This window comes from Fortiea contorta PCC 7126 (genome assembly GCF_000332295.1).
Lineage (GTDB): Bacteria > Cyanobacteriota > Cyanobacteriia > Cyanobacteriales > Nostocaceae > Fortiea > Fortiea contorta.
In genome coordinates, this window is the sequence record NZ_KB235931.1 from 49,274 (window position 1) to 61,628 (window position 12,355).

Genomic DNA, 12,355 nt, shown 5'->3' on the forward strand with positions numbered 1-12,355 from the left:
CAATCATGTTTTTTTTTGGCATTGAACATGAAGTCGCTTTTGTCAACCAAGAAGGCGAATTCGCTGATTTTTCTTGCACAAAATTTGCTGATTTTGAGCAAATTATTGCTAGACTACCCACCTACCCCAGCGACTATCCGCAACTCCGGGTTGGTGATGCAGGAGTAAAAAGCAAAAGATGGTATATTGAGGGTTTTGAAAGGTTTGCAAATTCTGGAGAGGCGATTGATTGTGTGCCTAAAGGTATAGAAATTAGAACAACTATACACTCAGATATTCAAGGCGCTATTAACGAATTATCAGCAAGTTTTCAATTACTGCGTGAAGTGGCTGCTGATTTCGGTTTTTCACCAGTTTTAATCAGTTTTAATCCGCACAAACAAACCTATGTACCCCAGCCACCATTAAATGATTACGAAATTAGCTATTTACAAGGTTATCCCGATGAACAAACAGCTAATATTTATATGGTATCATACGGGCCAGATTTGAATATTTCTGCCGATAATTTATCTACAGAACGCTTGATTGATATCGGTAGAAAATTAACTTATTACAGCCCTTACATCGTGCCTTTTAGTTACAGTTCCCCCTTTTATAACGGCTGCTTGTGGTCGGGACTTTCAGTCAGGACATTTATTAGAACTGGTAAAAGGTCAGCCGCATTAGTGTTTTTAAAAAAAGCCGAAGAATTAATAGCCAGTATTCCCTCCTTAACCAAAGTAGCGCGGATTCCCGCCGAAATCGGCAGAATTGAATTTAAGGCTTTTGATAGTTGCGATGATTTCTCCCTTTATGCAGCTTTATTAGCTTTGTTAAAAGGTCTGGTGTTGGACGAAACCCTCACCGAGAGAGCAACCGTACCTGATGCAGCTTTGCACCAACTTTCAGCCAAACAAGGGTTTAGTAACCCAGACATTTTTATCAAAGCAACTCATGTTTTACAAGCAGCAGAATTAGCCTTGGTGAATGACCCTGATGTTCATTATTTAACAGTATTAAAACAAATACTAAAGCATGGTCAGACCAAATCGCACCAATTAATCGAGGTTTATCAGCGATTAGGTTCCATAGCAGCCACTCTCAAACAAACCTATCGAGATTAATAGGGAATAGGGGATAGGGGATAGTTGAAGCAATAGCCACGTCTACGCTTTATTTCCTGTTCCCTGCTATATTTACAAGCTAGTCATCACTTGAGTTAATTCTCTACCTAAATCAACGGCGTTTTCTTGGTTTTTTTGAAATAAAACCCCAGCCAGAAAGTAATACTCACCAGAATAAAAAGCCATGTGGTGATTTCGCAATTTTTCAATATGGTTTTTTACCTTTGGTTCTGAGCTGTAGTAACCAAACTTTAATGGTAAAATCACGAAATTTTTTACCATATATTCATGCTCTTTAGCGTGGGTAATGGTACTTTGGGGATGGGAAAAACTAGAAATTAAAACTAGAACATTTTCATAATCTAATGACAAAAGGTCGTTGGTAACAGTGGCGCCGTCCATACCACCAAATAATAAAGGCATGTAAATATCTGCATCAGGTGCGGGAAGATATGGTGGATTAGCAATGAGATATTTAGCTTTTGGCTGAGAAGCTTGAAACAAACATGAATTATTGATGATGTATTTGGTGGTGAGATTATATTCATCAATTGTTGAATTGGCTGTTTTCCAAGCAGAGGTATTTAATTCAAATCCATGTACTACTCCATCAAATTTATTTCTGAGTAACGAATTGATTACAGGGCTACCATCACCAGAACCAAACTCAACAATCGATTCAGATTGCTCACAGTTTCTCAAAACTAAGTTTTCTATACAATTGGCATAGAAATTAGATTCTTCAGGACAAAAAAATATGTCTTTCATGTGATTTTGTATGAAAGGGATAGGGAATAGGGAGTAAAATTCTGACGAGAAACCTTGATTTTGTTGAGTTTCACTGCGTTCTACCCAACCTACTAGCTATGTGTGCGATCGCTTATCCAGTTGATTCAACGCAAGCGGATTGAGCGCACAACAGCTTTCGCAGCCCGATCGCTCATAATTTTTTCTTGGTCATAGCCCAATACCAATTCCCACCCATCGTCCGCATACTGGGCTGCTAAAGGTAACGCCACATCATCCAACATCCAACGACCATGACGCTCATCTTCTCTGATGTGCAAGTCCCAATAACCCATCGCCGCTGCAGATAGCAACAGCCTCTGGGCCGCAGCTAAATAGTTCTTATACGCCGCTGGGCCAGCTACCTCAAAATAAGTCAACGCCCCGCAGTAACGCAAAAAATAACGCTTACACTCCGTAGTCAAAAAATTCTGATTAGCACAAGCCAACACTTCCCAAGGCACCAAATCAAAATACCCCTCCGGTTGAGTGCTCATCCCCAACTCAGCTAACATTTGAGCAAAAAAGGTCGAGTGTTTGCGAGATAAGCGACCATTACCGTATTCTTCCAGCAACACCCGCACCAAAGTGCACTGCACCTCATTCGCCACACCACCCAACACCCGCGACAACCTACTACCTTCCACCAAACCATCAAAAGAAGCGATCGCTAACAAATGACAATAACCAGCCAAGCTCATCTCCTCGCGGATATAGCGGCTATCGGCTGATAACTCCGGGTCTAAATCCTCAACCGCGCGGTCAATCAGCGCTTGCTTGACATTTAGCTGTTGTAATGCAGGTATATCAACGTATCCTAACTCCCAACTTTGCCAAGCAGCTTCAATCTCATGCTGACAAGAAGCTAAATAAAGCGATCTCTCGTTGCTATAAAGCCGCAAATCGTCATACCAAAACAGCTTCAACCGATTAATTCGGTAAAGTATCCTCTGCAGAAATAGGTGGGCTTGCTCCTCACCATCACCGCTTTCATAAGCCGCGCTGATAGCCGCCCTGAGCACCTCCTCAAACTCCCTCGCCTCCACCGCTAATTTTGCTAACTGAGCATCTAAATCCTCAGTCGCTAACAGTTCTAAAAACAGTCGCTCCCCATCGTCATACTGGGTAACAGTTTTTTGTGCTACTTGAGTACACTTCCCCTCAGCTTTCGGGGTAGGGAAAATCACTAAATTATTGTGCATGGAATCTTTCGTGGCTTGAGCAAGGCGTGAAATCAGTTCCACTCCTATCATCTAGATTTCCACACTTGTAACCTTCCCTACCTCTTTCCAGAGTTATAAACAAAGATTAAGTCTCAAGAAAGGTAGCATTTGGCAATGCCTTTAATTAGGCGCTTGTATTGGCTGACTAGGGGGAATTTGTTCAATCGGAATTAACGCTTCCATCACCGACTTAACAATCGGTGCAGCCACCGTCGAACCATAAGCGTTTTCACCCTTCGGTTCATCCACCAAAGCCAAAACCACATAACGGGGAGAATCCACAGGTAAAATGCCCACAAAGCTCGTGATTCTCGCGCCGACCTGATAACCACCCGTGCTGCTGGCTTTTTGCGCCGTCCCGGTTTTCCCCGCAATCCGATATCCAGGAATCTTCGCTACCTTACCCGTACCTTCAGCCACCACAGTTTCCATCATTTCTACCACTCGTTGCGCTGTCGCCGCCGAGAAAATTTGCCGTGGTGCGGGGCGAGTCGGTGCATGATGCATCTGCCCTTTAGAGTCAATCATCCCCCGCACAACATGCGGCGTTACCAACTTACCACCATTAGCCAAAGCTCCATGCATCTGCACCAACTGTAACGGCGTGAGAGAAAAACCCTGACCAAAAGAAGTAGTAGCTGGTTCAATAGGCGTAGTCATAAATTCCTCTTGACTCTTGAGCCGACTAGCAACCTCAAACGGCAAATCTGTTTCCGCAGTTTGACCTAAACCTAACCGTTCCAGCCAGTTGTAATAGATATTAGGCCGCAACCGTTGGATGATTTGCACCATGCCAATATTGCTAGAATGCTGGAGAATTTGGGCAATGTTGATTTGCCCATACCGCTTATTTTGAGCATTTTTAATCGTGCGATCGCCTACTTGAATCGCTCCAGAATCATTAAAAACATCATCTGGTTTGATGATGCCATTTTCCAGAGCGATCGCCACATTTAACGGCTTAAAAGTTGACCCCGGCTCATACAGATCCGCCACCGCCCAATTTTTAAATAAAGCAATATCAGCCTGAGAATACTCGTTAGAGTTATACGTCGGCTGAGAAACCAAAGACAAAATCGCGCCATCCGACGCATCCATCACAATCACCGCCCCGCGTTTAGCACCGAACTTTTCCATTTGTTGCTTGAGTGCAGAACGCGCCGCCCGTTGCAAGCGAGTGTCAATAGTCAACTGCAACCGCCAATCATCAAAATTTAAAAACCCTGACGGCGCATGGTCAGGCATCAACGCCCCATTACCCGCTCGACTCAACTTGACAGTTTGACCCGTCCGCTCCAACCACTTTTCTTGACTATATTCCACCCCAGCTTGACCACGACGGTCAAGATTCACATAGCCCACCACATCAGCCACCAAATCATCTTGTGGATAAAAACGCAAATATTTTTGAGTGAATTCTAGACCATTTAAACGCATCGAAATTAAGCGGTCAGCCACTCCCTCCGGTAAAGTTGCAGCTAACGTAATTCCGCTTTTTTTAGCAGCAAAAATTTTCACCAACTCAGCCGCATCTCTATTCAATATCGGCGCCAGCCGCAGCGCCATATCCTCATTTGACTTGTCAAACAGCTTGGGATGAGCATAGATAGTGTACACAGGGCGGTCAACAGCCAACACATTATTACTGCGATCCAGCACTGGCCGACGGGGAATAAACGGCCGCAAATTTACCATCTGCTGGTTACGCGCCCTCTCCTTCAACTTCGCGCCCCGCACAATTTGCAACTGATACAAATTAACTCCTAACCCCAACCCCGCCGCCATTAATACGCCCCAGACGATGAATAATCTGGTTTTAATATCAGGCCTCTGCTCTTGAGTATGAGCATTTGATACATCTACCGAACCTCTTTGAGAATTCTGCCTCCGCCTAGTGAACTCTGGAGGCCGAAAATTTCTGAATTTTCTTGGTGACTTCTGCATGATCAGTTCCTGTATCAGTTGTCCTGAAAAAAAGGGGTTAGGGTGGGAGGAGGGGGAAGAGGGGGAAGAGGGGGAAGTGTGGGAGGGGTGGGAGGAGGGGGAAGTGTGGGAGGGGTGGGAGGAGGGGGAAGAGGGGGAAGAGGGGGAAGTGTGGGAGGGGTGGGAGGGGTGGGAGGAAGGAGAAGATAGCAAGCGTCAGCATAAGTTCTTCAATTCTTTTTCTCCCCACACTCCCCACACTCCCCACACTCCCCACACTCCCCACACTCCCCATTTTCAATACCCCAACAATGGAGAGCTTTGCTTCGGTGCTGTAGAATTTGGTGGCAGAGAGGGTACTACATTAGTAGTATCGGCTGCTGGCGGCAAGAAAATTGTTTTAGCAGAAGTTGGTGAATCAAGCCCCGCTGTGGGTTTTTCTGCATCCTCAGCCATTCTATTAGTCAGCGCCGCGTTAGTTGTGGTTAACTGTCGCTCTTGACGCTGTAAATTTTGCAATCTGCGATATCCCTGACTCCATAGTTCTTGAGAATACACACTCCAACCGTAAACTACCAGCGTTGTTGCCACCAACAGAAACGCTGCCACCGAAGAATAGCGCTGTAAAGTATAAAAACGCAATAACCACAACGGTGTTGCTCCAGAATCAGACATTACAGGTAGGTTGAGAAAGCCAAACCTGGGAATTTTCGTCCCCGTCAATTCTGGAGTTGATGCGGGAGCAGCGGATAAATTTTTTGAGGAACGCCGTTGTCTGTTAGCGGGTACTGGATAGCTTTCTGGGGTGTCAGACCTGATACGCCTTGCGCGTCCTTGAGCCAAATTTTTAGTAGAATTTCGTCGAAACCAAGTACCCGTTCCAGAGACAGCTGATTTGCGAGCAGCGGCCATAAATTTTTTAGATGAGAAAACTCTAATTTAGGTTAATTGTTTGTTTTTGCTAAATTGAGAATTGTTGTGTGCCGTCAGTACACAACATCTCTAGCCCTTGTATGGTGCATTCTGAGGTAAATGCCGATCTGGGATAGCATTTTTTTGAATATTGCCTCTAAAGTATGGCAACACCGAGTAGCCAGCGGCAAGAGTTCGCAAACGCTGATAATTTTTGGTATGATAACGCGGTTTTATGAAAAAATTGCCCATCTATAAATTTGGGGATTAAATTATATCTTCTGATGAAAAAATATAATCATAATCGCTGCACTATATTCTACTGTGACGAAAATACTGACAGCCATGAGTTTAGATATCTTCTGGGAAAGCATTTAAAAAAAAGCAACAAATAAGGTATCTTATTCATCAGGCGAAATGTAGTTCTTGCCACATGGTGAACGAGGAGTTATGAAAACAAGAATCTTTGGATTGGCTTTAATTTTAAGTATGGCTACCATGCTGGGAGCCTGCGGCGGTGGTGGTGAATCTGGTGGTACCGGTACTACCAGCACACCTGCGGCTACAAGCGATCCAGCTGATGGTGGAACTCCAGCTGCTACCCCTGCAGCTACCCCCGCAGTTACCCCTGCTGCTTCTCCCACTAAAACCCCCTAGAAGTAGTCTTAATCACCGTACAGCGTTTCTAACGCAAGCGATTAGTCTAGTGATGTCACGTTACTAGATAAAAACCCAGCGGTGACTAAAGTTATAAAGTAAGGCAGAGTATCTCAAGGACACTGGTGAAGATAGTTAACATCCTCACCAGTGTCCATCTAGTTTATGGGGATAGGGCATGGAGAAATAGGGGAGAAAATACAAATAATCAATAACTAATAAACAGATAGTATTTCTATGTTGTTATTGCAATTTAGTACTTCTCACTATTGCCGCAAAGCCCGTTTAGCTTTGGGCTATAAGAAAATCAAATATGAAGTGGAAAATCTGACTCCTGGCTTGCATATCCTCAAAGTTAAGCCCTTAACTGGTTTGACCACAGTACCAGTATTGTTACCCCAGATTAGTGGACAGCCAGAAGCGATCGCTGACTCAACACAAATTTTTAAGTTTCTCGAAAACTACCAACCAACACCGTCGCTATTTTTACCTGACCAAGAACAGCAAACTGAAGCTTGGATGTTAGAAGATTGGTTAGATGAAAGCATTGGCACAGCAACGCGGTTTGTTTACTATCAGTACCGGGCTGGCGAAGGTAAACAAATTGACCCGTCTTTAGCTAGTCAGATCGTCATCGCCGTAGTCCGACAACAGTATAAAATCACCGACGCTAGCGTAAAATTAGCTACTAATAGAATAGCCACAGCCTTAGAAGTATTATCACTCCGCTGGCGCCGAAGTGATTATTTGGTAGGTAATCAGTTGAGTGTGGCTGATATTGCTGCGGCGGCTCTGCTCAGTCCTTTAGCACTGATTCCCTACTACAATCAAAATTATCCTTGGCTATTTGCCCACATTAGGCAAATTCATCAATTGTGTGGCGCAACACTACCACCAGGATTGACTGGAAATGGGAAAACGGCGACATGAAGAGAGCAAAAAAAAGCCAGCGAATATTACTAATTGTTTTTAGCCTCAGTATTACTATTTTGGTGGCATTAGGTAGCCATTGGCAAACAAGAGCTGTGGCTTTACCACCACCAGAAGATATACCAGAAGAGATATTGCGAACAGAGATTATTACAGAAGGGCGATCGCCCATTGACGGCAAACCCTTAACGGCCGCAGAATACGCCGAGCTACAAGAACAGCTACAAACTAGCCCCCCGCCAAAACTCAACTCTAGCCTACGGCAAACTGTCTACCTGATCCAGCTACGTAAAGCGTTGTTACAACTGTTTCCCTTTTTAAATTTTTGATATTTGTCAAGGTTATTCCCTCATCCTCCTCACTCCTTCATCCCCCCTTCAGAGAGAGTCATTCTGATGTACGATAACGGTGACGACAAATTTGCAAATAAATGTAAAGAATATATATAGATATTAAAACGACGTTAGTTGAGTGAGTTGAAGCGTGAGGAATGACCAATCTCGAAAACTACACCTAGCTAACGACCCCAGTGAGAAAAGTAAATTTAGTCAATCACGTTAATACACGTAGGTAGCCTTAATGTCAATGACCACGATCGCTCCTGAACTGGTTAACCGCATCGTTTGGAATCAACATCAAGATCCTTTTGAAGTATTGGGTTCTCATCTCATAGAACTAGATGGTAAAAAAGTTTGGGCTGTGCGAGCTTACCTACCAAACGCCACTGCAGCTTGGGTAGTTATTCCGCAAGAACGCAAGGAATACCCCATGGAAGCAGCCCACCATCCCCACTTTTTTGAATGCACGATTGAAAGCCCAGAACTAGCAAATTATCAGTTGCGCGTTAAAGAAGGGGAACACGAGCGTGTCAGCTATGATCCTTATGCTTTCCGCTCTCCTCGCTTGACTGACTTTGACTTGCATTTGTTTGCAGAAGGGAATCATCACCGAATCTACGAGAAATTGGGAGCGCACCCCACAGAGGTAGAAGGTGTTAAGGGTGTTTACTTCGCGGTTTGGGCGCCCAACGCTCGCAACGTCTCTTTGTTGGGAGACTTTAATAACTGGGACGGGCGACAACACCAAATGCGTAAAGGTGCTACCGGAGTTTGGGAATTGTTTATTCCCGAAATCGGTGTCGGAGAACACTATAAATATGAAATCAAAAATTCCGAGGGACACATTTACGAAAAATCCGATCCCTTCGGTTTTCAACAAGAACCCCGCCCCAAAACTGCATCTATTGTCACTGATTTAAACGCTTACACCTGGAGTGATGAAGATTGGTTAGAGAAACGGCGCCATACCGATCCCCTTGCTCAACCAGTTTCAGTGTATGAAGTACATTTAGGCTCTTGGTTACACGCTTCTAGCGCCGAACCCGCTAAATTACCCAACGGTGAAACTGAAGCTGTGGTTACGGTTTCGGATCTCAATCCTGGCGCTCGCTTCCTCACCTACAGAGAATTAGCAGACCGATTGATCCCCTATGTGAAAGAAATGGGTTACACCCATGTGGAACTTTTACCCATCGCCGAGCATCCCTTTGATGGGTCTTGGGGTTATCAAGTCACAGGATATTATGCTCCCACCTCCCGTTTTGGGACTGCTGAAGATTTCATGTATTTTGTTGACCAATGTCACCAACAGGAAATCGGTGTACTTGTCGATTGGGTTCCTGGTCATTTCCCCAAAGATGGACATGGTTTAGCTTTCTTTGACGGTAGTCATTTATATGAACACGCTGACTCCCGCAGAGGTGAACACAAGGAATGGGGTACTCTGGTATTTAACTATTCACGCCATGAAGTACGCAATTTCTTAGCAGCAAACGCGCTTTTCTGGTTTGATAAATACCACATTGATGGTATTCGTGTTGATGCTGTGGCTTCTATGCTTTATCTTGACTATTGCCGTGAAGAAGGCGAATGGCTACCGAATCAGTATGGTGGTCGAGAAAATCTGGAAGCAGCAGATTTCTTGCGTCAGGTAAATCATCTCATCTTTAGTTATTTCCCTGGTACTCTGTCAATTGCTGAAGAATCCACATCTTGGCCGATGGTTTCTTGGCCGACATACACGGGTGGACTGGGTTTTAATTTGAAATGGAATATGGGCTGGATGCATGACATGCTAGATTATTTCAGCATGGATCCTTGGTTCCGCCAATTTCACCAAAACAATATCACCTTTAGTATGTGGTACAACCACAGCGAAAATTTTATGCTGGCGTTGTCCCATGACGAAGTGGTGCACGGCAAGAGCAATATCATTGGTAAAATGCCAGGAGATAGATGGCAAAAGTTCGCCAATGTGCGTGCTCTGTTTGCTTACATGTTTGCTCACCCAGGAAAGAAAACCATGTTTATGAGCATGGAATTTGGTCAGTGGAGTGAGTGGAATGTCTGGGCTGATTTGGAATGGCACTTATTCGAGTATGAACCACATCAGCAATTGAAACAGTTTTTCCAAGATTTAAATCATCTTTATCGTTCCGAACCTGCTTTATATACACAAGATTTTGCTCAGGAAGGATTTGAGTGGATTGATTGTAGCGACAATCGCCATAGTGTGGTTTCTTTTATGCGCCGCGATAAAGATTCTGATGATTTTGTGGTGGTAATTTGTAACTTCACACCCCAACCTCATTCTCACTATCGAATCGGTGTACCTACGGAGGGTTTTTATACTGAATTGTTTAATACTGACGCTCGCAAATATGGCGGTAGCAATATGGGAAATTTAGGTGGTAAATGGACTGAACATTGGTCATTGCACAATCGTCAATATTCTCTGGATTTGTGTTTACCTCCTTTGGGTGTGTTGATTCTCAAATTGGATCAAAAGAAAACGGCTGAGGCGCTACAGTCTTAAATTCTCAATTGGCGTTCTGCTAGAGTCGGTTTTGAGCAAGAGGGTGGGAAAACCCATAGGTGTCAACTTAAGCTACAGATGGCTTATTGCAAGGCTTACCTATCCGCCTTGGAATGAATTCCAAGGCTAATAGGCAAAGTTTACTAAAGTAAACTGAGGATTTTTTAGAATTTTTAGTCATCTTTAGATTACTTTTACTATTAGACTCAGAATTCATTCTGAAGCGGGACATGGATTTCACGTTAAGTTGACACCAATGGGGAAAACCCCGCCCCTCAGCTGATTAATTCATGACATAAAAGCAAAAAATTTCTGCTACTTTGCCGTTTTTGATAGTAAAGTTTAAACCGGCGGGACTGGGTTCTTCAATTGCATAATTTAACCGGCTTACTTTCCCTTCTTGAAGTATGTCATTTTTGCCATAGGTGCTAATTATTTGTGACGGTTTGTCACCTACTTTGATTTTATCTACGGTGGTATATTTAGGACTGTTTGTTTTGATTTGGTAAACAGTAAATTGTTGTGGTTTGACACCTTCAGCTAAATCAATTGTGATGCCTGTATATTTAAGGGTACGAACTTTACCAATTGCAGCCATGAAGCTGTTTTCTATTTTTACAGGTTTACCTAAGATTTTTTTAACTTGTGCTTCAGATATACCAAGTTTTACACCACCTATTCCTAGACGTTCGATGGTAATTTTTTGGGCTTGAGGATTGGGAGCTTGGGAAATTTGCTCATTAGCAGTGACTGGATGATGAATGTAGCTGGTCAAGGAAATAATCACAGTAGCGATCGCTAGGGAAATTGTTCTGAATTTCATGGGATACTCAACTTTTCTCTGGATGAGATTGCAATATGAGACTGGTTATCTTAGGGTAAATACAGAAATTTTGGCAATAGAACCATGACTACAGAACATAGCATCGCGTCTCGTCAACTCGGTTCCACAGGTTTAAGTGTTTTCCCTTTAGCTTTGGGATGTATGGGAATGTCGGGAATGTATGGGACGACGGACGACAACGAAAGTATTGCTACTATTCATGCAGCTCTGGACTATGGTGTAACATTATTGGATACTGGTGATTTCTATGGTAGCGGCCATAATGAGATGTTAATTGGTCGTGCGCTTCAGAATCGTCGAGAAAAAGCTTTGTTATCTGTAAAATTTGGCGCTTTGCGGACTCCCGATGGTGGCTGGGGTGGTGTTGATGGAAGTCCTGCAGCGGTGAAGAATTTTGTAACCTATAGTTTAACTCGCTTGGGTGTGGATCATATTGATGTTTATCGCCTGGCTCGATTAGATCCACAAGTGCCGATTGAAGATACTATTGGGGCGATCGCTGATTTGGTTCAGGCTGGTTATATCCGTTATATTGGGCTATCAGAAGTGGGTGTAGATACCATCCGTCGTGCTCATGCTGTCCACCCTATCAGTGATTTACAAATTGAATATTCTCTGATTAGTCGCACTCCTGAAAGCGAGATTTTTCCTGTGCTTCGAGAACTGGGAATTGGTGTGACTGCTTATGGTGTGCTGTCACGAGGATTGCTGAGTGGTTCAATTCCTACAGGACAAGGCGATTTTAGGACACATTTACCGCGCTTCAGTGGTGAGAATCTAGCTCAGAATCAACGCTTAGTGGCACAATTAACAGAAATTGCTGCAGAGAAAGGTATTCTTCCTGGTCAGTTGGCGATCGCTTGGGTACTGGCAAAGGGTGAGAACATAGTACCAGTAATTGGTGCTCGCAAGCGTACTCAACTTGCTGAATCCTTAGCAGCGGTGAATGTCAACCTCTCCTCCACCGACTTAAACCGGATTGAAGCGGCAATTTCTGCAACAGCGATCGCTGGTTCACGATATGATCAACACCAAATGCAAATGCTCGATAGCGAAAAATAATCTACCGGGAACAGAGTAACTCAATACAAAAATCTTAT

General features: G+C 43.8%; 12 protein-coding genes. 7 read left to right on the forward strand and 5 right to left on the reverse strand.

Features of this window, described 5'->3' with window-relative positions; translation table 11 throughout:
- The first annotated feature begins 5 nt into the window (after nucleotides 1-5).
- The gene (locus MIC7126_RS0124600) at nucleotides 6-1,106 is read left to right on the forward strand and encodes a hypothetical protein (protein ID WP_017655785.1); all 1,101 of its coding nucleotides are present in this window, start codon (nucleotides 6-8) and stop codon (nucleotides 1,104-1,106) included.
- Between the two features lie 72 nt (nucleotides 1,107-1,178).
- Here the strand turns inward: MIC7126_RS0124600 and MIC7126_RS0124605 are convergent, their stop codons facing one another.
- From MIC7126_RS0124605 to MIC7126_RS0124615, 3 genes are all read right to left on the reverse strand, one after another.
- A complete protein-coding gene (locus tag MIC7126_RS0124605) occupies nucleotides 1,179-1,874 on the reverse strand; it encodes a class I SAM-dependent methyltransferase (RefSeq protein WP_017655786.1) in 696 nt (231 codons plus the stop codon).
- A 125-nt stretch (nucleotides 1,875-1,999) separates the two neighbouring features.
- Nucleotides 2,000-3,094 carry an iron-containing redox enzyme family protein gene (locus MIC7126_RS0124610; protein ID WP_026100503.1) on the reverse strand — a complete coding sequence of 365 codons (1,095 nt, stop codon included), beginning with the start codon at nucleotides 3,092-3,094 and terminating at the stop codon, nucleotides 2,000-2,002.
- A 141-nt stretch (nucleotides 3,095-3,235) separates the two neighbouring features.
- Nucleotides 3,236-5,059, reverse strand: a complete 1,824-nt coding sequence (locus tag MIC7126_RS0124615) for a peptidoglycan D,D-transpeptidase FtsI family protein (protein WP_026100504.1) — start codon at nucleotides 5,057-5,059, stop codon at nucleotides 3,236-3,238.
- Between the two features lie 42 nt (nucleotides 5,060-5,101).
- Here MIC7126_RS0124615 and MIC7126_RS31450 point away from each other — a divergent pair, with 42 nt between their 5' ends.
- Nucleotides 5,102-5,248: a hypothetical protein gene (locus tag MIC7126_RS31450; RefSeq protein WP_017655789.1), complete on the forward strand. Its 147-nt coding sequence runs from the start codon at nucleotides 5,102-5,104 to the stop codon at nucleotides 5,246-5,248.
- A gap of 87 nt (nucleotides 5,249-5,335) precedes the next feature.
- Here MIC7126_RS31450 and MIC7126_RS0124625 read toward each other — a convergent pair whose 3' ends face one another.
- Entirely contained in the window at nucleotides 5,336-5,950 is a 615-nt protein-coding gene (locus MIC7126_RS0124625) for a hypothetical protein (protein WP_017655790.1), read from the reverse strand.
- 450 nt (nucleotides 5,951-6,400) lie between these two features.
- Between MIC7126_RS0124625 and MIC7126_RS0124630 the strand changes: the two genes are divergently transcribed.
- The 4 genes from MIC7126_RS0124630 to glgB all read left to right on the forward strand — a co-directional run bounded on the left by MIC7126_RS0124630 (nucleotide 6,401) and on the right by glgB (nucleotide 10,411).
- Nucleotides 6,401-6,607, forward strand: a complete 207-nt coding sequence (locus tag MIC7126_RS0124630) for a hypothetical protein (RefSeq protein ID WP_017655791.1) — start codon at nucleotides 6,401-6,403, stop codon at nucleotides 6,605-6,607.
- 237 nt (nucleotides 6,608-6,844) lie between these two features.
- Nucleotides 6,845-7,537 carry a glutathione S-transferase family protein gene (locus MIC7126_RS0124635; protein ID WP_017655792.1) on the forward strand — a complete coding sequence of 231 codons (693 nt, stop codon included), beginning with the start codon at nucleotides 6,845-6,847 and terminating at the stop codon, nucleotides 7,535-7,537.
- Nucleotides 7,534-7,866, forward strand: coding sequence for a hypothetical protein (locus tag MIC7126_RS0124640; RefSeq protein ID WP_017655793.1), 333 nt, complete (start codon nucleotides 7,534-7,536; stop codon nucleotides 7,864-7,866). Before MIC7126_RS0124635 ends, MIC7126_RS0124640 begins: the two co-directional genes overlap by 4 nt.
- 250 nt (nucleotides 7,867-8,116) lie before the next feature.
- Nucleotides 8,117-10,411, forward strand: coding sequence for a 1,4-alpha-glucan branching enzyme (glgB, locus tag MIC7126_RS0124645; RefSeq protein WP_026100505.1), 2,295 nt, complete (start codon nucleotides 8,117-8,119; stop codon nucleotides 10,409-10,411).
- A 283-nt stretch (nucleotides 10,412-10,694) separates the two neighbouring features.
- Here the strand turns inward: glgB and MIC7126_RS0124650 are convergent, their stop codons facing one another.
- The gene (locus MIC7126_RS0124650; RefSeq protein ID WP_017655795.1) at nucleotides 10,695-11,234 is read right to left on the reverse strand and encodes a hypothetical protein; all 540 of its coding nucleotides are present in this window, start codon (nucleotides 11,232-11,234) and stop codon (nucleotides 10,695-10,697) included.
- An 84-nt stretch (nucleotides 11,235-11,318) separates the two neighbouring features.
- Between MIC7126_RS0124650 and MIC7126_RS0124655 the strand changes: the two genes are divergently transcribed.
- Nucleotides 11,319-12,317 carry an aldo/keto reductase gene (locus MIC7126_RS0124655; protein ID WP_017655796.1) on the forward strand — a complete coding sequence of 333 codons (999 nt, stop codon included), beginning with the start codon at nucleotides 11,319-11,321 and terminating at the stop codon, nucleotides 12,315-12,317.
- The last annotated feature ends 38 nt before the right edge of the window (nucleotides 12,318-12,355 follow it).

What these genes read in the sequence shown, in the direction of transcription:
- MIC7126_RS0124600 (WP_017655785.1), top strand. Translation starts at nt 6, where the DNA reads ATGTTTTTTTTTGGCATTGAACATGAAGTCGCTTTTGTCAACCAAGAA.
- MIC7126_RS0124605 (WP_017655786.1), bottom strand. Translation starts at nt 1,874, where the DNA reads ATGAAAGACATATTTTTTTGTCCTGAAGAATCTAATTTCTATGCCAAT.
- MIC7126_RS0124610 (WP_026100503.1), bottom strand. Translation starts at nt 3,094, where the DNA reads ATGCACAATAATTTAGTGATTTTCCCTACCCCGAAAGCTGAGGGGAAG.
- MIC7126_RS0124615 (WP_026100504.1), bottom strand. Translation starts at nt 5,059, where the DNA reads ATGCAGAAGTCACCAAGAAAATTCAGAAATTTTCGGCCTCCAGAGTTC.
- MIC7126_RS0124625 (WP_017655790.1), bottom strand. Translation starts at nt 5,950, where the DNA reads ATGGCCGCTGCTCGCAAATCAGCTGTCTCTGGAACGGGTACTTGGTTT.
- MIC7126_RS0124630 (WP_017655791.1), top strand. Translation starts at nt 6,401, where the DNA reads ATGAAAACAAGAATCTTTGGATTGGCTTTAATTTTAAGTATGGCTACC.
- MIC7126_RS0124635 (WP_017655792.1), top strand. Translation starts at nt 6,845, where the DNA reads ATGTTGTTATTGCAATTTAGTACTTCTCACTATTGCCGCAAAGCCCGT.
- MIC7126_RS0124640 (WP_017655793.1), top strand. Translation starts at nt 7,534, where the DNA reads ATGAAGAGAGCAAAAAAAAGCCAGCGAATATTACTAATTGTTTTTAGC.
- glgB (WP_026100505.1), top strand. Translation starts at nt 8,117, where the DNA reads ATGTCAATGACCACGATCGCTCCTGAACTGGTTAACCGCATCGTTTGG.
- MIC7126_RS0124650 (WP_017655795.1), bottom strand. Translation starts at nt 11,234, where the DNA reads ATGAAATTCAGAACAATTTCCCTAGCGATCGCTACTGTGATTATTTCC.
- MIC7126_RS0124655 (WP_017655796.1), top strand. Translation starts at nt 11,319, where the DNA reads ATGACTACAGAACATAGCATCGCGTCTCGTCAACTCGGTTCCACAGGT.